Raw genomic sequence first — 22,015 nt, 5'->3', positions numbered from 1 at the left:
CGGGTTCTACGACAGCAGCCTTGGAAAAGCCATCACCGGGCCGCAAAGTGGTCACCGCCGGCCATGGGAACAAACCGTCGCACGGCCCGTTTTTCAACGGTGAAGTGCCCGGCTGCAACCGGCGCTTGAGCATGGAGACGAAGACGATGTTGAAACCCACCATGATCGTGCTCGCGGCCGCGCTGGCGCTTGCGGCGTGCGGTCGTGATACGGGCGGCCGGGCCCTCTCCGGCGGCCTGATCGGCGCGGGCGCGGGCGCCGGCATCTCGGCGCTGACCGGCGGCAACGCCGCCACGGGCGCGCTGATCGGCGGCGCCGTGGGCGCGGTCGGTGGCGCGGCGACGAGCTGCCGGACCATCAATCTGGGCGGCCGCTGCTGATTTCCGGGCCGACGGACGATACGAGGCGCCGCAGGTTCCGGCGCCTCGTTTAAGGTTATATGATCGGGGACAGAGTCGCCTCTGTCCTCGTTTGCTTTTCGGGGTGCGCCCACCCACGCCATCAGGGGCCTGCGCAATCAACGGAGCGAGGAACGGACATGGCCACGCGGAACCTGGATCAGGAGCTTGATACGCTGCGCGCCGATCTCGGCAAGATCCGTGAGGACATCGCGGCGCTGACCCGCACCCTGGGCGACGCCGCCGCGGCCGAGGTCAAGGCCGGCGGCGCCCGGCTGAACGAGGCGGCCCACGCCGCCAAGGAGCGCGCCCAGCGCCTCGCCGACAGCGCCCGCGCCCAGGGCGAGGAGGGGATCGCCGCGCTGGAGCACCGGATCGAGCAGAACCCCATCACCAGCGTCCTCGTCGCCTTCGGCGTCGGCCTCGTCATCGGCAAGCTGCTGGACCGCTGAGGCCGGCGTGAAGACGGACCTCGGCGCCGCCCTGCTGGGTGCCCTCGCCGCCCGCCAGCGTCTCCGGCTCGGCCAGGCGCTGCGCCGGGCCTGCATCGCGGCCGCGCTGTTCGCGGTCGCTCTCGTCCTGGCGGTGATCGCGCTGGTCCTGCTGGCCTGGTCCGGCTTCTACCTGCTGCTGCCGAGGCTGGGGCCGGCCGGCGCCGCGCTGGTGGTCGGGCTGGTCGTGCTCGGCCTCGCCGCCGTCGTCGCCCTGATCGGCGTTCTCGCCGGCCGCCGCCCGCGCCGCCGCCCCGCCCCCGCCTCGACCGCCGGAGCCGGGCTGGACGGCATCGCCGCCGGCCTCGGCCTGTCCGCCGCCAAGGCGGCGCCGAAGGCCGCCCTGGCGGCGCTGGTGATCGGCATCGCGGTCGGGGCCCTGCCACTGCTGGGGAGTGGCCGCAAGCGGGATTGATACCGCTGCAGCGTGTTGCCCCATGACCGCCGCTGCGTTTCGTCTATAATCCCGCCTCCTGCCGTCGTTGGGGGCCCCAGCCCAGGGCGGGGAGACGGCAGGGTCCGGTATTCCCAGAACAACAAAGGTCCAGACATGATCGACAGACGGACGGTGCTGACCGCGGGCGCCATGGCGACGGCTTCGCTGCTGCTGGCGGGGCTGACGCGACCGGCCTCGGCCCAGGCCGACGGGGCCGCGGACTTCATCGACGGCATGGCCAAGCGGGCGATCGGCATCCTCCAGGCCGGCGGCGCCGCGACGGCGCAGGGCAAGGCCGAGTTCACCCGGATCCTGAACCAGGGCTTCGACCTGCCGACCATCGGCCGCTTCGTGCTGGGCCGCTACTGGAACAGCGCCACCCCGCAGCAGCAGCAGGAATATATGGACCTGTTCGAGCGGATGATCGTCGAGACCTATTCCCGGCGGTTCCAGAACTACCAGGGCGAGACCCTGGTGGTGAAGGGCACCCGCGCGGTCGGCGGCAGCGACACCCTGGTCGCGACCGAGATCCGGCAGAAGGACGGGCCGCCGATCCAGGTCGACTGGCGGGTGCGCCCGGCCGGTGGCGGCTACAAGGGGGGGGGCGTCCTCGTCGCCCCGGTCAGCATGAGCGTGACCCAGCGCGACGAGTTCGCCTCGGTGATCGCCCCGAACGGCGGCAGCCTCGACGGGCTGCTGCAGGCGGTGCGCCAGCGGGCCGGCGGCTGATCCGCCGGAACCCTGACCGGGGATGATGCCATGGCGGTGGCGGACGGCGGCAGGGACGTCGCGGAGTGGCTGGTCGCCGAGGGCCGGCTGCTGACCGACCCGGTGGCGCTGGTCGACGCGTTCTGCCGCCGCCTGATCGCCGCCGGCGTGCCGCTGCAGCGGGTGCGGATCGGCCAGAGCATCACCCACCCGCTGCTGAGCGCCTGGGGCGTGGTATGGACCGCGGCCAAGGGCGGCGAGGAATACGTCATCGACCGCAAGGTGCTGGCGACCAGCACCTTCGTCGGCAGCCCGTTCGAGGCGGTGATCCGCAGCCGCCGGCCGCTGCGCCGCCGCCTGGACGGGCTGGGCCCGGACGACCACGGCGTGTTCCATGAGCTGGCGGCGGCCGGCGGCACCGACTACGTCGCCGTGCCGATCGTCTACGGCAACGACACGGTGCAGGTGGCGAGCTTCGTCACCGACCGGCCGGGCGGCTTCGGCGACGACGAGGCGGCGCTGCTGGAGCGGCTGCGCCATCCGCTGGCGGCGGCGCTGGAGCCGACCGCGATGCGCCGCTCCGCCGCCAGCCTGCTGCGCACCTATCTGGGCGTCGGCCCGGCCGACCGGGTGGCGGAAGGCGCGATCCGCCGCGGCGACGTCGTCGCCGTCGAGGCGGCGATCCTGTTCGTCGACATGCGCGGCTTCACCGCCCTGTCCGAGCGCCTGACCTCGGCCGCCGTGCTGGCGGTGCTGGACCGCTATTTCGAGACCGTCGCCCAGGCCATCGTGGACCGCGACGGCGACGTGCTGAAATTCCTCGGCGACGGCGTGCTGGCGATCTTTCCGGTCGAGCAGGCCGGGAGCGCGCAGGCCGCCTGCGACGCCGCGGTCGGCGCGGTGCGGGCGATCCGTGACGGCCTGGCCACCGGGCCCGACCCCGTGGCCTTCGCCGCGGCACTGCATCTCGGGCCGGTGCTGTACGGCAACATCGGCAGCCCTGACCGGCTGGACTTCACCGTGCTGGGGCCGGCGGTCAACCTGACCAGCCGGCTGGAAGGCCTGGCCAAGCAGTTCGACCGGCCGACCGTGTGCTCCGACCCGTTCCGGCAGGCCTGGGCGGGAACCACGGAGCCGCTGGGGGCGCATCCGATCCGCGGCCTGGCGGAGCCGCAGCCGGTCTTCGCGATCGAGGCCTGATCAGGCCTCGACGATCTCGGCCAGCGTGCCGTCGGGTTCGAACAGCCCGGCGGCGAGGCGGCCGCCGCGGCCGCAGCCGGAATCGAGCGTCACCGCCAGCCCTTCGAGCCGAAGCCCCCCGCCCGCCGGGTCGTGGCCGCGGATCAGGCGCTGGAAGCCGGCATAGGGCTCGGCGAGACCGGCGAAAGCGGCATGGGACCACCAGAAGGCATCGCCCTGGGCGGCGAGCGGCCGGCTCGGGTCGATCCCGGCGCTGACGAAGAGGATGCCGTCGCCCTCGGTGAAGGCGGCCCGGCGCAGCGCGGCATAGAGCGCGTTGTGGCCGGGTGCGGCGCGAATCGATTCGCGCAGGCCGTTGGTCCAGCGCGTCAGCCGGACGGCGCCCTCGCGCGCCGCGGCCATGCCCTCCTCGGGCCGGCCGCCATAGGCGCGCAGCGTCCCCTCGACGCCCTGCGCCAGCATCCAGCGCAGCACGTCCTGCGGGTTCGGCGCGAATTGCAGCTGCAGCATCTTCTGCCACATCTCCTCCTGCGCCCCACGCAGGAAGACGACGTCCTCGGCCAGCACGCCGGGGCGGGCGATCAGGGCCCGCCGCATCGACAGCACCTCGTCGACCAGGTCATGCACCCGGACGGACCGGCCGATCAGGTTGCCGAGATAGACCAGCCGGTCGCCGGGCTGAAACCGGGCCGCGACATGGTCGTGCAGCACGGCCAGGCGGTCGACCTCGCCATGCACGGCGCCCACGGCCCAGATTCGCCTCGGGCGGCCGAGCCGGGCGAATTTCTCGCTGTCGCGGGTCACGCGGGAACGGGGGGAGAGGAACTGGTCATCTGCCGCCGCAGTTTAGCGGCTCGCCCCGGTGAAACCAGCCCTAATCATCGTCATGAAAAAGGCGGCCCGAAGGCCGCCTGTTTTCGTGGGAAGAAGGTCTCAGGCCGCCTTCTTCAGCACCTGCTCCAGCTTCTGGGTCGCCTTGACCTCGTCGATCTTCTCGACCGCGGCCAGCTCGCGCGCCAGGCGCTCCAGCGCCGCCTGGTAGATCTGGCGCTCGCTGTAGGACTGCTCCGGCTGGTCGGTGGCGCGGTGCAGGTCGCGCACCACCTCGGCGATCGACACCGGGTCGCCGGAGTTGATCTTGGCCTCGTATTCCTGGGCCCGGCGGCTCCACATCGTGCGGCGCACGCGGCTGCGCCCGGTCAGGGTCTCCAGCGCGGTCTTGATCCGGTCCTTCGACGACAGCTTGCGCAGGCCCGACTTCTTGGCCTTGCCGACAGGAACCTTGAGCGTCATCCGCTCCTTCTCGAAGCTGATGGCATACAGCTGCACGGTCATGCCGCTGATGCTGTGCGTCTCGAGCGCCTCGATGCGGCCGACGCCATGCGCCGGGTACACAACGTAGTCGCCGACGTCGTACTCAAGTTCCTGAGCCATGTCTGCCAATGGAGTCACCCTCTGTGGTCGGACCCAGTGGCGGAGGCCGAAACCGGCCGCCGCCCCGCGCTTCGCCGCGCCGCTGACCGCGCTTGACCTCCGCACCGAAACAAAGACGCAGAAATCGATTCCGGCCCGCATGGGGAGGGTCGGAAGTGGTCGTCAGCACCGGGAATGGATGTAGATTATAATACGTTGCGGACCCGATATGAAGACCGGGCCCGCCCCGACATGACGCTTTTTTTGCAATGCAGGCCGGCGGACTCGGCGAATCGTCAATTGCCTTCGCCCGGATTCGGGCTGAAATGCTCGGCGAATTTGTTCGCGACCTCCTTCCAGGAGTCGGCGTCCTCAGGGGCGTCCTTCTTGCGCGTGATGTTCGGCCAGATCGCGGAGTATTCGCGATTCAGCTCACCCCATTTTTCCGCGGCCTCGGCCTCGGTGTCCGGCTTGATCGCCTCGGCCGGGCACTCCGGCTCACAAACGCCGCAGTCGATGCATTCGTCCGGGTGGATGACCAGCATGTTCTCACCCTCGTAGAAGCAATCCACGGGGCAGACTTCGACGCAATCCGTGTACTTGCACTTGATGCAAGCTTCACCCACCACATAGGCCATACTTGATTTACTCCGGGTCTCCATTGGCGGCCGCCGCGGCGCCGTTGCGGGCAAGCACGCGGCGGCGGGCAGCGCCGCTATCCGCATCCGAGACGAATAGAAGCGCTGCGACTCGCCGCATCAGATTGGCTTCGAGGTCGTCGACTTTACCATCCGCGAGGATGACATCCCACAGCATTTCCACAATGCGGATGCGCGCGGGCTCGTCGCAATGCTCGCGGATGGCGTGGGTCAAAGCATGCCAGGAGACAGCGCCGTCGCTGGCCCGTTCGGCATCGGTGCCGAGCTGCGCCGCCTCGAAGGGGCCCAGCCGGAAGCGCCAGGCCAGGAGGGCCTGGATGCGCTCGCGCTCCGGCTCGTCCAGCGAATCGTCGACCCTGGCGGCTTCGGTCAGCAGCGCGGCGACGGCGCGGCGCAGCGTGCCGTCCTGCGGGACCGGCCGGGCATCGCCGCGGGCCCAGTCGAGAATATGGTTCAGCATGGCGCAGCAGATTTAGTCGCTGCCGCCCTTCGGCGGAAGGGACCGGCGGTCGCGGCCGGTCGGCCGGGGGCCGCCGGACGGGGGCAGCGCCGCCTCGGGCGTCGGCGGCTGCAGGTCGCGGTAGAGGGTCTGCGCCTCGCTGGCCGGGCCGCGGCGCTCGGCCAGCGACACCACCTCGATCACCCGGATGTGCCGGCCCTGGACGAAGGTCAGCACCTGGCCGGGGCGGATTGCCGCATGCGCCTTCTGGGTCGGGACGCCGTCGATGCGGATGCCGCCGGCGGCACAAACCTTGGCGGCCAGGCTGCGGGTCTTGAAGAAGCGCGCCTGCCACAGCCACTTGTCGAGTCGCGGCCGCTCGGTCTCCTCGCGCTCAGCCCCCCGCTCAGCCATTGGTGCGGCGGAGCTGGGCCAGCTTGGCGAAGGGGCTGTCGGCGCTGGCGGCCGCCCGCGGCGCCTGCGGCCGCTTCGCCCTTACCGGAACATAGGTCACGCGTCCCTCTTCGTCCTGGGTCGGCCGATACCCGGCCGCCTGCAGGATAGCCGGGATTTCGGCAACGGTGCAGCCGACGATCGGCGCCAGCGCCGGATCGGCGGTCAGCCCGCCCTGCCGGCGCCGCGACTCGGCGGCGTCGCGCAGCGCGTCGATCCGGTCCAGGCGGATCCGCCGCGGGCCGCAGAGGACGAAGCCGGCCAGGTCCAGCGCCGCGGGGTCCTGCCCCTCCTCCGACGGCACCGAGATCCGGGCCGGGGCGGGCAGAACGGCCGGCAGCGGCCGCCCGGCGGCGACGGCGCCCAGCAGCACGCGCAAGCTCGTCGGCCGCGGCTTCAGCATCGGCGCCAGATAGACATGGCTCGGCCCGAATCGGACGCCGAAGCCGGACAGCTGCCTGCGATCGGCCGCGGTCAGGGCGTGGATCAACCCGTCCAGCGCGCGCCGCGGCCGCAGCCCCAGCCCTTCGACCAGCTGGAAGGCGATGCCGCGGGCGGCGCCGCTCAGCGCCGTCTCGCGCAATCGCAGCAGCGGCTGCAGCTCGCGCGCCACATGGTCGGCCAGGAAGCGGGTCAGCCGCGCCGCCACCCGGTCGCGGCCGGCCCCGTCCAACAGGTCGGTGTCGCGCACCCTCGCGGCGGGGGCCAGCGGCGACGAGCCGGCGGCGATCCGGCCGATGCCGACGCCGCGCCAGGAGATGACGCCGTCGGCGGCCAGGGCCAGATCCTCGTCCGGCGCCGCCTCCAGCTTGCCGACGCGGCCGGCGACCTCGTCCTTCAGCGCCCGCCGGGCGGCGCTGCGGATCGCCTTCAGGTCGTCGTCCTCGATGGTGGGGTCGGGATAGAAGGCGAAGCCCTCGATGCTGCCGACATGCTCGCCCTCGACCAGCACCTCGCCGCGGGCGTTGACCGCGGCCAAGAGCTCGCCGCCCGCCTTCATCGTGCGCACCAGCAGCGCGGTGCGGCGGTCGACGAAGCGCTGGGTCAGCCGCTCGTGCAGCGCGTCCGACAGCCGGTCCTCGACCGCGCGGGTGCGCTCCTGCCAGTGCCCCGAATCGGCGATCCAGGCGCCGCGGTGGGCGATGTAGGTCCAGGTCCGGACATGGGCGATGCGGGCGACCAGCGCGTCGATGTCGCCCTCGGTCCGGTCCAGCTTCTCCACCTGCTCGGCCACCCAGTCGGTGTCCAGCCGCCCGGCCAGGCCGGTGGTGAGCTGGCGGAAGATCTGGCCCTGCATGCGGATATGGGCGTCGGACAGCACCTTGCGGAAATCCGGGATCTGGCACACCTCCCACAGCAGGCGCACCGCCGCCGGGTTGCGGGCGCGGCCGACCAGCTCCTCGTCGCGCATCAGGAGGCCCAGCGACAGCTGGTCGTCGGCTTCGGCCATGCGCCGCAGCTCCGGCCGATCCGGCCGCCGCTCCAGGCTGCGCAGCAGGCCCAAGGGGCTGCGGAAATCCAGGTCGCCGTTGCGCCACATCACCGTCTGCAGCGGGTCGAAGCGGTGGTTCTCCACCCGCTCGACCAGCTCCTCGTCCAGCGTCCCGGCCTCGTCGGTGGTGCCGAAGGTGCCGTTGGCCATGTGCCGCCCGGCGCGGCCGGCGATCTGGGCGATCTCGGTGGCGCGCAGGCGGCGCGGGAAGCGGCCGTCGAACTTGGTCAGCCGGGCGAAGGCGACATGGTCGATGTCCATGTTCAGCCCCATGCCGATGGCGTCGGTCGCCACCAGGTAGTCGACCTCGCCCGACTGGTACAGGCCGACCTGGGCGTTGCGGGTGCGCGGCGACAGGGCGCCCAGCACCACCGCGGTGCCGCCGCGGGTGCGGCGCATCAGCTCGGCGATCTCGTAGACGTCGTTGGCCGAGAACACGACGATGGCGCTGCGCGGCGGCAGCCGGGTCAGCTTGCGCTTGCCGGTGTGGGTCAGCTCCGAGAAGCGGGGCCGGGTCACGAACTCCGCCTCCGGCACCAGCTTGCGGATCAGCGGGCGGATCGTCTCCGCCCCCATCACCATGGTCTCGGCCCCGCCGCGGGCGTGCAGCAGCCGGTCGGTGAAGACGTGGCCGCGCTCCGGATCGGCGCAGAGCTGGATCTCGTCGATGCCGAGGAAGGCGACCGGGCGGTCGAGCGGCATGCTCTCGACCGTGCACAGGAACCAGCGGGCGCCGGGCGGGACGATCTTCTCCTCGCCCGTCACCAAAGCGACATGCGCCCGTCCCTTGATCGCCACGATCCGGTCGTAGTTCTCGCGGGCGAGCAGCCGGAGCGGGAAGCCGATCATGCCGCTCGCATGGCCGAGCATCCGTTCGATGGCGAGATGGGTCTTTCCGGTGTTGGTCGGGCCGAGCACGGCCGTGAGGCGCGTGCGTTCACCTGCGAGGTCCATACCCGACAATTGAACGCTGGCGGGTGCTAATGCAAGACTGCCGCCCCGCGGACTGCGCGGGCGGCCCATTGGTCGCGGACGATATTGGTCGGGGGCTCACCCGACTCGACGGAGAATTGAGATGCGTGCCCTTTCGCTGTTCGCCGCCGGCGTCGCCGCCTGGCTTCTCCTGCCGGCCGCCGCCCAGGCGCAGGCGACGGCGGAGGGCGCCGACAGGATCCGGCTCGGCCTCAAGGACTGGATCGCCACCCATCTGGCCACCCCCGACAAGTCGGTGGTGTTCAACTTCCAGGGCCCGATCACGGTCGAGCCGCAGGGCAAGTCCTACAAGGCGGTGATCCCGCGGTCGGAGGTCGTGTTCGCGGACGAGGGCAACCCCTCCCGCCTCGCCCTCGACCCGGTCGAGCTGGTGCTGACGCCGCTGGAGAACGGCTGGCTGGACACGGTCGCGACCATCCCCTCGACCTACCGGGTCGTCCCGGCCAAGGGCGACGACAAGGGCGTCGAGGTGACGATCGGGACGCAGGCGCTGCGCGGCGTCTTCGCCCCGCAATACCACGCCTTCATGTCGCTGGACGGCAAGCTGGGGCAGATCACCGCCCATTCGCTGAACCCGGCCGAGGCAAAGGGCGCGTTCAAGATCGACCAGATCGCGCTGACCGGCGACAGCAAGGCGGTCGGCCAGGACACCTATGACAGCAGCGGCACCATCGCGCTGTCGGGCATCTCCTTCCTCGACGAGACCGGCGCCCAGCTCTTCCGCCTCGACGGCGCCACGGTCGAGGGCAAGGCGGCGGCGGCGGACATGGCGGCGCGGCGCGCCTCCAGCGACAAGCTGACCGACCGGCAGAAGCGCTACCCGCCGCAGGCCGACGGCGAGATGCCGAAGGAGTTCCTGGCCGAGCTCGGCCGCGTGTTCGGGGCAAGCCCGAAGCTGTTCGACGATTTCGGCTTCACCTACGGGCTGAACGGGCTGGAGGTCACCCCCGGGACCGGCGACGTCAACAAGGTGACGCTCGCGTCCGGCGGCTTCGGCGTCGGCATCGCCGGCCTGGCCAAGGGCGCCTCGACCTTCCGCATCACCTTCGACCTCGCCCAGCTCGGCATCGACCCACTGCCGGAGTTCGGCCAGTTCGTGCCGCACACAGCGACCGTCGAGCTGGCGCTGACCAACCTGCCGAACCACACGCTGCTGCAGGCGCTGACCGGAATGCTCGACAGCTCGGCCACGCTGGGTCCCGACCAGGCGGCGGAGATCGCGACCGCGCAGCTGCAGCAGGCGGTGCTGAACAGCAACGGCGCGCTCGAGATCCGGTCGTTCAAGGCGTCGTCGCCCCTGACCAGCATCGACCTGACCGGCACGCTGCGGCCGAATCCCAAGGCGCCGCTGATGATGACCGGCGACGCCCGGCTGGTGGTGACCGGGATGGAGCAGGCGCTGGAGGCCGCCAAGGCCATGCCGGACGGGCAGGAGATGGTGCAGGGGCTGACCGTGCTGCAGACCATGGGCGCCCAGGAGGAGGTCGACGGCAAGCCGGCCCGCACCTACAAGCTCGTGATCGGCGAGAACGGCGACATCCTGCTGAACGGAACCGATCTCAAGCCGCTGCTCGGCATGCGCTGACGCACCGGCCGCGACGTCGCATTGGGGAGGCGAACATGACACGGGCGATCTCACTCCTGCTGGGCACGGCCCCGCTCTGGCTCGCCGGCAGCGCCCTGGCCCAGGCGGCGCCGGACGCCGCCGCGCTGCGCGACGGGCTGAACGAGATGCTGAAGCCGATCCTGGGCATCCAGGTGCAGCAGCAGCCGCTGTTCACGGGGCCGGTCACGGTCGAGCCGGCCGGCTCCGGCACCACCGTGGTGTTCCCGGGCATCGACCTGACGCTGAAGGGCGGGGAGAAGGGCCCGAAATCGGTGGCCGTGCACTGTGACGCCCAGACCTACCGCGCATCCCCGACCGGCGGCGCGACCTGGCGGCTGGAGAGCGACCAGCCGCTGACCTGCGTCGCCGAGCCGGAGGGCGAGCCCCGGGTCACGCTGAGCAGCCGGGCCCTGCAGGCGCATTTCGTGGTCGATCTCGACCAGAAGCTGTTCACCGAGGGCGAATGGCGGGCCCAGGCCACCGCCCTCGTCCAGGAGGGCGAGCCCGTCAAGGTCACGATCGACACCCTGTCCGGCACCAGCCGGATCCAGCCGGCTTCCGACCCGGCCAAGCACGACATCGCCTTCAAGATCGAGGCCAGCGGCATCAGCGCCCTCGACGAAAAGGGAGTGGAGCGCTTCGCCCTCGGTCATGTCGTCTACGACGCGACCGTGGACGGCGCGGATGTGCGGCAGGCCATCGCCGCCACCGGCGAGGTGCTAGACGTCTATGCCGAGATGATCGACACGGTCATCCCGTCCGGGCCGGCACCGGCGGATCCGCAGCAGACTCTCGCGGCACAGGCCGAGCTGACGAAGAAGCTGATGGAGCCGATCAAGCGCATGACGGCCGCCTACGGCACCGGCGGACAGCTTGCGGCGACGGTGACCGACCTGCGGGTGAAGGCGCCGGATGTGCAGGTGACGATGGACCGGCTGCGCATCGGCGAAGGCTATGACGGTGCGACCGCCCCGACGGGAACCGGCTTGATCGAGGTCGAGATGGCCGGTCTGGCGCTGGCGCCGAAGCCGCCTTTCGCCCAATGGATCCCGACCGACGGAACGATCCGCCTGAACGCCAGCGGCATCCCGTGGACGGAGGTCGGAACCGCCTATATGAAGGTCATGGAGGCCTCGGCGATCCAGCTCGAGAAGCCGGAGGAGGCGCAGCAGCAGATCGCGCAGGCCATGATGGAGATCGGCGGTATCCTGCGCCGGGCCGGCAGCCGGCTCGACATCACCAGCTTCCGCATCACCGCCCCCGAGGCGGCGGTCGATCTCGGCGGCTCGGTGCAGGGCAAGGATGCGGCCGCGCATGGCGTGACCGCCGATCTCGATCTCCGCATCACCAATCTCGACGGGCTGATCAAGTTCATCCAGGGGCTGCCCGACGGGGCCGAGGCGGCGGCCGGGCTGACCATGGCGCAGGTGATGGGGCGCGAGGCCAAGACCGATGACGGCCGATCGGCGCGGGACTACGACATCGTCGTCGACGACGCCGGCAAGATCCTGGTCAACGGCACCGACCTGGCCGCGCTGGCGCCCAAGCAGTAGCCGCCGCCGATCCGGAGAACCCCATGCACCGTCTCGCTCCGGCCCTGCTCGGCGCCGTCCTCGTCCTGGCCGCCGGCCCGGCCTTTGCCCAGGCGACGGCGGAAGGCGCCGCCGCCCTGCAGAAGGGCCTGACCGGCATCCTGACGCCGACCCTGGCGACGGCCGGGCTGGGCGAGCCGATCTTCGAGGGAAGCTGGACGGTCGAGCCGGCCGGGGCGGAGTACCGCGTCACCGGTCCCGCCCTGGCGCTGGCCCTGCGCGACGACGCCGACGGCCGCAAACGGGTGGTGCGGATTCGCTGCGACGGCGACCGCTACACCGCCACGGCCGGGAACGGGCAGGCCTATCGGCTGAAAGGCGAGACGCCGCTCCGCTGCGAGATCCGCCCGGGCGGGGGCGAGCCGCCGGTCACGATCACCAGCCGAACCCGCCATGCCGAGCTGACCGTCGACCTCGCCGCGTCTCTGCTGACCGCCTCGACCGACGAGTCCGAGGGCGTGACGGTGACCGAAGGCGACAAGACGCAGCTCGCCGTTCATCGGCTGAGCCTGACCAGCGCCACCACGCCGCGGCCCGGCTCGACCCACCAAGACATCGCCCTGCAGCTGGAGGCGGAAGGCCTGTCCGCCGGCGATCCCGCGGCCGGCGACGGCGTCACGCTGGGCCGGCTGCGCTATGCCGGGCGGCTGGAGGATGTCGACGCCGCGGCGCTGCGCGACCGGACGTGGCGGGTGATCGCCTTCGCCCTCGACGCCGCCCGGCGCGACCCCCAGGCGCCGCCGCCGCCGAATGTCGAGCGCAAGCTGGACGTGCTGATGCGGCAGGTGCTGGAGCTGGTCGGCAGCGCGTCGCAGACCCAGCTGGAGCTGACGGATCTGCAGGGCGGCGGCGACGACACCACGGTCGGCTTCGAGTCGCTGACCGTCGGCGGCGGCTATCGCGGGCTGGACCGCGCCGCCCCGGGTCGCGGCCTGGGTGGTGACGTGGCCCTGGAGCTGCGCGGCCTGAAGGTCGCGGACGCGCCGACCAAGGCGAAGCCGGGCAGCCTGTCGATCGACCGGGTCGGGCTGTCGGGCGCGCTGACCCCCACAGCCGGCGGGCCGACCGCCGGGGCGGCGCTGACCCTCGATGTCGACAAGGTGTCCTTCACCCTGACCGAGGAGCCGCCGCCGGGCGGCACCCCGTCGGAGGCGCGGTTCGACCTCGGCAAGGCCCGGTATGCGCTGTCGGCCCAGGGCCTCGACGTCGCCGGCCTGATCGCGGTGATCGGCGGGTTCGAGTCGCTGCTGGCCAAGCATGGCGACGACGCCCCGCCGGCCGAGGATCTGTCCCCCGTGCTGGCCCGGGTCCGGACGACGGTCGCCGCGCTGTCGCAATACGGGGCCGAGATCGGCCTGAGCGACCTGCGGCTGCGGACGCCTGACGTGAATCTCGCGATCGGCGCGGTTGGCTATGGCGAGACCTATGCCGGGCTCGACGGCGACCAGGCCGGCTACGGGCTGCGCCTGGCGCTGGACGATCTGACGCTCGATCCCGGCCTGCCCTTCGGCGACTGGGTGCCGCGCCAGGCCAGGATCGACATCGCGCTGAAGGACATCCCCAGCCGCTCGGTCCAGGCGCTGTTCTGGGAGGGCGTCGAGGCGGCCATCCAGGCCGACCAGCGGCACGACGGCGACCCTGCGCTGCCGGACGGCGACCAGGCCTTCGACGAGGCGATGCAGCGGATCGTCGACCGGCTGCTGCAATCCGACGCCCGCCTGTCGATCGACAGCTTCCGCATCACCGCCCCCAAGGGGGCGATCGACCTCGGCGGCGGCGGCACGGTGGATCCGCGGGCGGCCTTCGGCGTGACGGCCCGGGCGAAGCTGCAGGTCGCCGGGCTCGACGATTTCGTCAAGTTCCTGCAGACCCAGCCCGACGGCGCGGACGCCGCCGCCGGCATCACCATCTTCCAGATGCTGGGGCACGAGGCCAAGACCGCCGAGGGCAGGCCGGCGCGCGACTACGACCTCGTGGTCGACCCCGCGGGCCGCATGCTGGTCAACGGCACCGACCTCGCCGCAGTGATGCCGAAGTGACCATCGACGCAGGCGAGAGCTGCCCAGGCAGGGGTTGCGGCCCGGCGCGGCTTTGACCATATCCGGCGGCAGCCACGAAGAAGCACCCCGGACCCCGAGATGGATCAGCAGAAGACCGACGAAACCCTGACCTTCCAGGCCGAAGTCAGCCGCCTTCTCGATATCGTCGCGCATTCGCTCTACAGCCAGAAGGAGGTGTTCCTCCGCGAGCTGATCTCGAATGCGTCCGACGCCTGCGACCGGCTGCGCTATGCCGCGATCACGGCGCCCGAGCTTTCGGCCGGCGACGCCGACTACCGCATCACCCTGTCCGTCGACCCCAAGGCGCGCACCCTGACCGTCGCCGACAACGGCATCGGCATGGGGCGCGAGGAGCTGGTCGGCAATCTCGGCACCATCGCCCGGTCCGGCACCCGCGCCTTCATCGAGACGCTGTCGGGCGACGCCAAGAAGGATGTCGGGCTGATCGGCCAGTTCGGCGTCGGCTTCTACTCCGCCTTCATGGTCTCGCGCGAGGTCGAGGTGTTCTCGCGCAAGGCCGGCGAGGACCAGGGCTGGCGCTGGATCTCCGACGGCAAGGGCGCCTTCACCGTCGGCGCGGCCGAGGATGTCGCCCGCGGCACCCGCATCGTCCTGCATCTGTCGGAGGGCGAGGACGAATTCCTGTCGCCGCTGCGCCTGCGCCAGATCGTCAAGACCCACTCCGACCACATCGCCATCCCGATCGTGCTCTTGGGCGAGGACGGCAAGACCGAGACGCTGAACCGTGCCTCGGCGCTGTGGACCCGGCCGAAATCCGAGATCACGGCCGACGAGTACAAGGAGTTCTACCACCACGCCGCCCACGCCTTCGACGAGCCGTGGCTGACCGCGCATTGGAAGGCGGAGGGGGCGATCGAGTACAGCTCGCTGCTGTTCGTGCCGTCCAGCCAGCCCTTCGACCTGTGGGAGCCGGAGCGCAAGCACCGGGTCAAGCTGTATGTCCGCCGGGTGTTCGTGACCGAGGCGGCGGAAGGTCTGATCCCGCCCTATCTGCGATTTCTGCGCGGCGTGATCGACAGCGAGGACCTGCCGCTCAACGTCAGCCGCGAGCTGCTGCAGTCGAACCCGACCGTGGCCAAGATCCGCCAGGGCGTGACCAAGAAGATCCTGGCCGAGCTCGGCCGCAAGGCCAAGGACGACGCCGAGTCCTATGCCAAGTTCTGGACTGCCTTCGGCGCGGTGCTGAAGGAAGGCATCTACGAGGACCGCGAGCAGCGCGACGCCCTGCTGCCGCTGCTGCGCTTCCGTTCGACCAAGGGCGACGGCCTGGTCAGCCTGGAGGAGTATGTCGGCCGGATGCGGCCGGGCCAGGACGCGATCTGGTACATCACCGGCGACGACGCGGCGGCGCTGGCCCGTTCGCCCCAGCTCGAGGGCTTCCGCGCCCGCGACGTCGAGGTGCTGCTGCTGACCGACCCGGTCGACGAGTTCGCCGTGCCCTCGCTCGGCGAGTTCCAGGGCAAGCCGTTCAAGTCGGCCACCCGCGGCGGCGCCGACCTGTCGAAGATCGAGGCCCCGGCCGAGGCGCCCAAGCCCGAGGCCGGCGAAGGCGTGGACGAGCTGGTCGCGGCGCTGAAGCTGGCGCTGGCCGACCAGGTCAAGGACGTCCGCGCCTCGCAGCGCCTGACCGACAGCGCCGTCTGCCTGGTCGCCGACGAGGGCGACACCGACCTGCATCTGGAGCGGCTCCTGAAACAGCACCGGCGGGTCGACGCCAGCTCGAAGCGCATCCTCGAGGTCAATCCCGGCCACCCGCTGATCCGCCGGCTGGCGGAGCGCGCCGCGGCCAAGGATGCGCAGCTGGAGGATTGCGCCTTCCTGCTGCTGGACCAGGCCCGGATCGTCGAGGGCGAGCCGCTGCCCGACCCCGCCGCCTTCTCGCGCCGCCTCTCCGACGCCCTGGTGCGCGGCCTCGCGGCCTGATCCGGGCCGCATAGGCCCGCCGCCTCCGGACACGGCGATCCGCCGGCATCGACGGCCGGCGTCGCTCCTTTCCGCTCCCATTCCCGGCGCCCAGGCCCTTGTAACCGGCCGCCCGAGTCCGGCGAACCGTGCTGTGGGGACACGCTCCACTCCGGCGAGGGAACGCCGCCATGTGGCAGGGTGTTCGTCTATCGAGGTCGCGGGACGCTTCCGCGGCATCGTTCGGCCGAAGAGGGGGCGTCCATGCCGCATCTCGACGATCCCGAGACCCAGCGCGCCAACCTGAAGTTCATCAAGGCGTCGATGAACGAGCCGCTGCTGTCGCGCGAGACCGAGTTCGAGCTCGCCCGACGCTGGCGCCAGGATCACGACGAACCGGCGCTGCACGCCCTGGTGCGCGCCTATACCCGCCTCGTCATCGCCACCGCCTCGCGCTTCCGCAACTACGGCCTGCCGATCGGCGACCTGGTGCAGGAGGGCAATGTCGGGCTGATGCAGGCGGCCGCCCGCTTCGAGCACGACCGCGAGGTCCGCTTCTCGACCTACGCCGCCTGGTGGATCCGTTCCGCCATGCAGGACTATGTGCTGCGCAACTGGTCGATCGTCCGCACCGGCACGACCGCGGCGCAGAAGTCGCTGTTCTTCAACCTGCGGCGGCTGCGCGCCAAGATCGAGAATGCCGGCGGCCAGACCGGGCTGACCCAGGCCGGCCGCGACTGGATCGCCGGCGAGCTCAGGGTCGACGTCGCCGATGTCGAGGCGATGGAGATGCGCTTGGCCGCCGCCGACCAGTCGCTCAACGCCCCGATCTCCGAAGAAGGCGAGGACGACTGGCAGGGCCTGCTGGCCGACACCCGCCCCTCGCCGGAGGAGGTGGTGATCGGCCTGCGCGACAACGTCACCCGCTCGCGCTGGCTGGCCGAGGCCATCGGCGCGCTGAGCCCGCGCGAGCAGACCATCATCCGCCAGCGCCGGCTGCGCGACAGCGGCGCCACGCTCGAGGAGCTGGGCCGCCAGCTCGGCGTCAGCAAGGAGCGGGTGCGCCAGCTCGAGCACCGGGCGATGACCAAGCTGCGCGCCTCGATCTCCCGCCACGTCGCCGAGCCGGAGGAGCTGTTCCTGGAGGAGTGATACCAGCGAGCCCATGAAAGGATCGTCATTGCGAGCGCAGCGAAGCAATCCAGGGCGGCTCGCACCGGCCCCTGGATTGCTTCGTCGGCTTCGCCTCCTCGCAATGACGGTTCTTTCTTGGGAGAGGGATGAGTCTGATCACGAGCTCGCCGGTATGAGGCGGCGGCGCGTCGTAGGTTGGGTTCGCCCGGCGAACCCAACCTGGTTCCAGTCGCACGATGTTGGGTTCGCGGACGCGAACCCAACCTACGCAACGATCACTCCACGATCAGCTTGACCCGTGCCCCCGGCGTCACCTCGTCGCCCACGACGTCGTTCAGCAGCCGGAACCGGGCCTCCGCCGCCTCCACCCGCATCCGCCCGACCAGCGACGACACGGTGTCGCCCGGCCGCACCCGGACGACGACGAGGCGGCGCGGCCGCACCGCGGCGGCCTCGGCCGCGCCGATCCGGCGGAAGCTCTCGACCGCGCTGCGCGCCAAAGCCGTGGCGGGGCTGCCGGCCCGGGTCAGAACGTTGAAGCGCTCGCGTCGCTCCGGCGTGGTCTCGATCACCACCAGCAGCGCCTCCCACCGGTCGGGACCGACCGCGATCCCGGCGACGCCCCAGGCGGCCGCGAAGCCGCCGAGATCGCCCTCGCCGACGCTCTGCACGCCCCCCGCCCTGCGCCCCCAGACCCGCTCCAGGAACAGCCGCGCCGGCAGGGCCCGCGGCTGCGACAGATGGTCGAACAGGATCACCGAATCGTCCGGCCCCAGCCCCATCACCCGCTGGCGCTGGCGCAGCAGGGCCACGCCCCGCGGCGCGTCCCAGCGGAACCGGGCGGCAGGATCGATCACGGCCTGGCCGCGGATCGGGATCTGGCCGGCCCCTTCGCCCCAGGGCAGGCCGTCGACGGCATCGAGCCAGGCCTCCTCCCCCGTCTCGCCCGGCGGCAGCGCCGCCGCCCGGGCCTGGGCGGCCGCCAGCCGCTCCGCCGTCTCCGGATGGTCGCCGCCGCTGATCGACGCCGTGGCCAGCTCCGGGCGGCCGGACAGGGATGCGGCGAGGCTCTGGGCGGCGCCGAGCCGGGCCAGGAAGGCGGGGGCCGCCGCAGGGTCGAAGCCGGCCTGGGCCAGGGCCTCGATGCCGATCCGGTCGGCCTCCTGCTCCTGCGCCCGGTCGAACTCGGCCTGGGCCTCGACCTCGGCGAGGCCGGCGACCGCCGGATCGACCGGCGGCCGCGCCGCGCGCGACCTGGCGTGGCCGGCGACGACATGCCCGATCTCATGCGCCAGCACCGAGGCGACCTCGGCCTCGCTGCGGGCCAGGGCCAGCAGGCCGCGATTGACCAGAAGGCGGCCGTCCGGCAGGGCGGCGGCGTTGACCTGGTCGGAATCGAGCAGCTCGACCGCCACCCGCAGGCGGCCGCCGGTCTCGGCATCCGCCACCCGCCGGGCGATGCGGGCGACGTGGTCGCGCAGCGCCGGCGCGTGATAGGGACCGCCGAAGGCGGCGCGGACCGCCCGCGCCTCGGCGGTATCGGCCAGGGCCGGACGCGGCAGCAGCGGCGCCGCCATCAGGCCGACCAGCAGGTCACGGCGAATCATCAATCCAGCCTCTCGATCTGCTCCATCCGGACCAGGGCGATGCGCGGCCCGCCCGACCAGTCGAGCCAGCCGCGCACCCGGATGCGCCGACCCTGCAGCGCCGTCAGGTCCTGCCCGGCCCCGGCCAGGCGGCGGACGAGGTCCGGCTCGGCCGTCACCGTGAAATCCTGCCGCGGATCCGGGCCGAAATTGAGATAGGCGCGGCCGCGCACCAGAGCCGCCTGCAGCACCCGCCCCTCGACGATCTGGAAGCGGTCGAGGTCGCCGCGGCCCAGCGCCTCGGCCGGCCGCACGGCGAGCCCGGGATCGCCCCACAGGCCGCGGCCGGCGGCGCGGGCCTCGGCCTCCACCGCCAGCAGCGCGGCCAGCGCCGGGGCGGGATCGGCGCCGGCGGCGTCGACCCGCGCCAGGCCCCGGCCGAGCAGCGCCGCCTGGATCCAGGCGCCGTCCTCGCGCCGCAGCTGGGCCGGCACCCGGCCGTGGCGGTCGGGCGGCGCCAGCCGGGCCGGGCTGACCGAACGGTCCTGCAGCAGCCCGGCCAGTGCCGACCGGGCGAAGTCGCGCCAGCGGCCGGCCGGGATGTCGAGCGCGCTCAGCCGCACCGCCGTGCCATCGGCGAGGCTCACGGTGCGGCCGTCGGGCACGGCGGCGACCGCGACCGGCGGGCCGTAGTCGAGCCCGTCCGCCGGATCGGCACCGGCCCTGCCGGCGGCGCAGAGCAGGATCAGAAGCAGCAGGGCGCGGCGCATCGGTGCAGCATAGGACAGGCGATGCGGATTCGGCTGCGCCTTCGCATCGCAGGGCATCGCTTCGATCGGCTTTGTGCAATGCGCCGCAGAGACCGTAGAGTAAGGGTCGAGACTCAGCCCGACAGCGAGATCCATGCCGCGCGACCTGATCTTCCCGACCATCGAGCCCTTCGCCACCGGCCTGCTGCCGGTCGACGACCTGCACAGCATCTACTGGGAACAGTGCGGCAAGCCGGACGGCGTGCCGGTGGTGTTCCTGCATGGCGGCCCCGGCGCCGGCGCCTCGCCCACCCATCGCCGCTTCTTCGACCCGGGCTTCTACCGCATCATCATCTTCGACCAGCGCGGCGCCGGCCGGTCGCGCCCCCTGGGCGAGACGCGGCAGAACACCACCGAGCACTTGGTCGGGGACATGGAGCAGCTGCGCCGCATGCTGGGTATCGAGCGCTGGCACGTCTTCGGCGGCTCCTGGGGCTCGACCCTGGCCCTCGCCTACGCCCAGGCGCATCCGCAGCGTTGCCGGTCACTGACCCTGCGCGGCATCTTCCTGATGCGGCCGACGGAGATCGACTGGTTCTTCCACGGCATGGGCACCTTCTTCCCGGAGGCGCATCGCAGCTTCGTCGACTTCCTGCCGCCGGCCGAGCGCGGCGACCTGACCCGCGCCTATCACCGCCGGCTGACCGACCCCGACCCGGCGGTGCACCTGCCGGCCGCGAGGGCCTGGAGCATCTATGAGGGCTCCTGCTCCACCCTGCTGCCGAACCCGGAGATCGTGGCTTCGGCCGGGGAGGACGCGCATGCGCTGGGCCTGGCCCGGATCGAGGCGCACTATTTCCTGAACAACCTGTTCGCCCCGCCGGATCGGCTGCTGCGCGAGGTCGACCGGATCCGGCACATCCCGGCGACGATCGTGCAGGGCCGCTACGACACGGTCTGCCCGATCACGACCGCGGACGAGCTGCACCGCGCCTGGCCGGAGGCGACCTATGTGGTGGTGCCGGACGCCGGCCATTCGGCGATGGAGCCCGGGATCCGCACCGCCCTGGTCGAGACCATGGAGCGGCTGAAGGTTCTAGCCTAGTCGGCCAGCCCGCCGCCGCGGGCGTGGCGGACCAGGCGCACCAGCTCCTTCCGCGCCGACTCGGCGTCGGTCACGGGCGCGGCGAAGGCCAGCCGGGCGACGGCGGCGCCGAGGCGCAGATCGGCGCCGTCGGCGTCGATGCCGGTCATCCGCCAGCCGCTGCCGCTGCGGCCGAGCAGCGCCTGGGCGTAGAGATCGACGGCGTCGGCGTGGTCGTCGTTCATATGGCCGATGATGCCGGGCTCGGCCGCGGTCAGCGCCGGCGGCGGGTCGATCAGCAGGTCCTCGGCGTCGAAGCGGTGGATGGCGCCGAAGCCGGCGACCATGTGGCCGCGCTCGACCCGTACCCGCCACAGGCTGAAATCCGGGAAGCCGGCATAGGTCGCCGCATCCGGGTGCCGCGCCAGGTAGCGGGCGCGCAGCGCCGGGTCGTCCGCCGGCTCGGCCCGGCCGGAGACGGTCAGGCGCGGCCCGGTCAGCGGCTGGTCGAAGCCGGCCGTACCGTCGAACAGCAGCGAGGCGCGGGAGTCGCCCTCGAGGTTTCCGGTATGCTCCGCCAGCCGCGAGATCAGCAGCAGCGGCTGCCCCGCCGGGTCGGTCGCTACCAGCACCAGGGAGGCGTAGGGACCGCCTTCGCCGTCCAGCGTCGCCAGGGCGGCGCGGTCCAGGCTGCGCAGCAGGATCCGGGCCCGTTCGGCCGGGGCGAGCTCTGAGATCGTCATCGCGCCGCTACCTCGCTGGTTTTCCTGAGGATTACCTCGTCCGAGTGACATTTTGGCCGCAGATACGCCATATTGGGCGTTCAGCGTCCCCGGCAATATGCATGTGCCTGCCGGGGGCGGGTGGTGAGAGTGGAGGGGGCCATGGCCCAGACCATCGCGCTGGTCGACGACGATCGCAACATCCTGACATCGGTCGCGATGTCACTGGAGTCGGAAGGCTATGAGGTCCGCACCTTCTCCGACGGCGACGAAGCGCTGCGCGGGCTGGCGCAGAAGCCGGTCGACCTCGCCGTGCTCGACATCAAGATGCCGCGCATGGACGGGATGGAGCTGCTGGGCCGGCTGCGCAAGACCACCAACATGCCGGTGATCTTCCTGACCTCGAAGGACGACGAGGTCGACGAGCTGCTCGGCCTGCGCATGGGCGCCGACGACTACATCAAGAAGCCGTTCTCGCAGCGCCTGCTGATCGAGCGCATCCGGGCCCTGCTGCGGCGCGAGCAGCTGGCGGCCGACACCACGCCCGCCGATCCCTCCGCCGTGGTGACCCGCGGCGACCTGACGCTGGACGGCAACCGCCACGCCTGCCTGTGGCGCGGCGAGACCATCGACCTGACGGTCACCGAGTTCCTGCTGGTCAAGGCGCTGGCGATCCGCCCCGGCCATGTCAAGAGCCGCGACCAGCTGATGGACGCCGCCTATGGCGAGCACATCTATGTCGACGACCGCACCATCGACAGCCACATCAAGCGCATCCGCAAGAAGTTCAAGGCGGTCGACACGGAGTTCAGCCACATCGAGACGCTGTACGGCGTCGGCTATCGCTACAAGGAGGCCTGAACGTACCGGCGGCCGC

21 protein-coding genes are annotated in these 22,015 nt (G+C 71.7%); 12 read left to right on the top strand and 9 right to left on the bottom strand.

Annotation, left to right across the window (positions count from 1 at the left end; translation table 11 throughout):
- The first annotated feature begins 20 nt into the window (after positions 1–20).
- From LG391_RS11265 to LG391_RS11245, 5 genes are all read left to right on the top strand, one after another.
- Positions 21–380: a hypothetical protein gene (locus tag LG391_RS11265; protein ID WP_308013042.1), complete on the top strand. Its 360-nt coding sequence runs from the start codon at positions 21–23 to the stop codon at positions 378–380.
- Between the two features lie 158 nt (positions 381–538).
- Positions 539–850 carry a YqjD family protein gene (locus LG391_RS11260; RefSeq protein ID WP_225768105.1) on the top strand — a complete coding sequence of 104 codons (312 nt, stop codon included), beginning with the start codon at positions 539–541 and terminating at the stop codon, positions 848–850.
- A gap of 7 nt (positions 851–857) precedes the next feature.
- Positions 858–1,304 (top strand): hypothetical protein, encoded by a 447-nt coding sequence (locus LG391_RS11255; RefSeq protein ID WP_225768104.1) that lies wholly within the window; start codon positions 858–860, stop codon positions 1,302–1,304.
- 135 nt (positions 1,305–1,439) lie between these two features.
- Positions 1,440–2,054 carry a phospholipid-binding protein MlaC gene (locus tag LG391_RS11250; RefSeq protein WP_225768103.1) on the top strand — a complete coding sequence of 205 codons (615 nt, stop codon included), beginning with the start codon at positions 1,440–1,442 and terminating at the stop codon, positions 2,052–2,054.
- Positions 2,055–2,084: 30 nt separating this feature from the next.
- Positions 2,085–3,233 carry an adenylate/guanylate cyclase domain-containing protein gene (locus LG391_RS11245; RefSeq protein ID WP_225768102.1) on the top strand — a complete coding sequence of 383 codons (1,149 nt, stop codon included), beginning with the start codon at positions 2,085–2,087 and terminating at the stop codon, positions 3,231–3,233.
- Here LG391_RS11245 and LG391_RS11240 read toward each other — a convergent pair whose 3' ends face one another.
- From LG391_RS11240 to LG391_RS11215, 6 genes are all read right to left on the bottom strand, one after another.
- Positions 3,234–3,980: a hypothetical protein gene (locus LG391_RS11240; protein ID WP_225768101.1), complete on the bottom strand. Its 747-nt coding sequence runs from the start codon at positions 3,978–3,980 to the stop codon at positions 3,234–3,236.
- Between the two features lie 186 nt (positions 3,981–4,166).
- Positions 4,167–4,667: a CarD family transcriptional regulator gene (locus tag LG391_RS11235; RefSeq protein WP_138887935.1), complete on the bottom strand. Its 501-nt coding sequence runs from the start codon at positions 4,665–4,667 to the stop codon at positions 4,167–4,169.
- A 275-nt stretch (positions 4,668–4,942) separates the two neighbouring features.
- A complete protein-coding gene (gene fdxA / locus LG391_RS11230) occupies positions 4,943–5,284 on the bottom strand; it encodes a ferredoxin FdxA (RefSeq protein ID WP_225768100.1) in 342 nt (113 codons plus the stop codon).
- 7 nt (positions 5,285–5,291) lie between these two features.
- Entirely contained in the window at positions 5,292–5,765 is a 474-nt protein-coding gene (locus tag LG391_RS11225; RefSeq protein WP_225768099.1) for a TerB family tellurite resistance protein, read from the bottom strand.
- A gap of 12 nt (positions 5,766–5,777) precedes the next feature.
- The gene (locus LG391_RS11220) at positions 5,778–6,158 is read right to left on the bottom strand and encodes an RNA-binding S4 domain-containing protein (protein WP_225768098.1); all 381 of its coding nucleotides are present in this window, start codon (positions 6,156–6,158) and stop codon (positions 5,778–5,780) included.
- A complete protein-coding gene (locus tag LG391_RS11215; protein WP_225768097.1) occupies positions 6,151–8,643 on the bottom strand; it encodes a helicase-related protein in 2,493 nt (830 codons plus the stop codon). Before LG391_RS11215 ends, LG391_RS11220 begins: the two co-directional genes overlap by 8 nt.
- Before the next feature lie 121 nt (positions 8,644–8,764).
- Between LG391_RS11215 and LG391_RS11210 the strand changes: the two genes are divergently transcribed.
- The 5 genes from LG391_RS11210 (at position 8,765) to LG391_RS11190 (ending at position 17,015) form a co-directional block, all read left to right on the top strand.
- Positions 8,765–10,267 (top strand): hypothetical protein, encoded by a 1,503-nt coding sequence (locus LG391_RS11210; RefSeq protein ID WP_225768096.1) that lies wholly within the window; start codon positions 8,765–8,767, stop codon positions 10,265–10,267.
- Positions 10,268–10,302: 35 nt separating this feature from the next.
- Positions 10,303–11,841 carry a DUF2125 domain-containing protein gene (locus LG391_RS11205; RefSeq protein ID WP_225768095.1) on the top strand — a complete coding sequence of 513 codons (1,539 nt, stop codon included), beginning with the start codon at positions 10,303–10,305 and terminating at the stop codon, positions 11,839–11,841.
- Positions 11,842–11,864: 23 nt separating this feature from the next.
- Positions 11,865–13,919 (top strand): YdgA family protein, encoded by a 2,055-nt coding sequence (locus tag LG391_RS11200; protein WP_225768094.1) that lies wholly within the window; start codon positions 11,865–11,867, stop codon positions 13,917–13,919.
- Between the two features lie 99 nt (positions 13,920–14,018).
- Positions 14,019–15,884, top strand: coding sequence for a molecular chaperone HtpG (gene htpG, locus LG391_RS11195; RefSeq protein WP_225768093.1), 1,866 nt, complete (start codon positions 14,019–14,021; stop codon positions 15,882–15,884).
- Between the two features lie 243 nt (positions 15,885–16,127).
- Positions 16,128–17,015, top strand: a complete 888-nt coding sequence (locus LG391_RS11190; RefSeq protein ID WP_225768092.1) for an RNA polymerase factor sigma-32 — start codon at positions 16,128–16,130, stop codon at positions 17,013–17,015.
- A 257-nt stretch (positions 17,016–17,272) separates the two neighbouring features.
- Here the strand turns inward: LG391_RS11190 and LG391_RS11185 are convergent, their stop codons facing one another.
- Together LG391_RS11185 and LG391_RS11180 are read right to left on the bottom strand one after the other, a co-directional pair.
- The gene (locus LG391_RS11185; protein WP_225768091.1) at positions 17,273–18,604 is read right to left on the bottom strand and encodes a M48 family metalloprotease; all 1,332 of its coding nucleotides are present in this window, start codon (positions 18,602–18,604) and stop codon (positions 17,273–17,275) included.
- Entirely contained in the window at positions 18,604–19,410 is an 807-nt protein-coding gene (locus tag LG391_RS11180) for a thermonuclease family protein (RefSeq protein WP_225768090.1), read from the bottom strand. The genes LG391_RS11185 and LG391_RS11180 overlap by 1 nt, the downstream gene beginning before the upstream one ends.
- 76 nt (positions 19,411–19,486) lie before the next feature.
- Here LG391_RS11180 and pip point away from each other — a divergent pair, with 76 nt between their 5' ends.
- Positions 19,487–20,437: a prolyl aminopeptidase gene (gene pip, locus LG391_RS11175; RefSeq protein ID WP_225768089.1), complete on the top strand. Its 951-nt coding sequence runs from the start codon at positions 19,487–19,489 to the stop codon at positions 20,435–20,437.
- On the opposite strand, the gene LG391_RS11170 is transcribed toward pip, so the two are convergent.
- Positions 20,434–21,159, bottom strand: coding sequence for a HugZ family protein (locus tag LG391_RS11170; RefSeq protein ID WP_225768088.1), 726 nt, complete (start codon positions 21,157–21,159; stop codon positions 20,434–20,436). The genes pip and LG391_RS11170 overlap by 4 nt on opposite strands.
- A 141-nt stretch (positions 21,160–21,300) precedes the next feature.
- On the opposite strand from LG391_RS11170, the gene LG391_RS11165 reads away from it, so the two are divergent.
- Complete coding sequence (locus LG391_RS11165) at positions 21,301–21,999, top strand: response regulator transcription factor (RefSeq protein WP_225768087.1); 699 nt, start codon at positions 21,301–21,303, stop codon at positions 21,997–21,999.
- The last annotated feature ends 16 nt before the right edge of the window (positions 22,000–22,015 follow it).

This window comes from Inquilinus sp. Marseille-Q2685, assembly GCF_916619195.1.
Lineage (GTDB): Bacteria > Pseudomonadota > Alphaproteobacteria > DSM-16000 > Inquilinaceae > Inquilinus.
The sequence above is the reverse complement of the archived record's forward strand: the minus strand, read 5'-3'. Positions and strand labels throughout refer to the sequence as shown.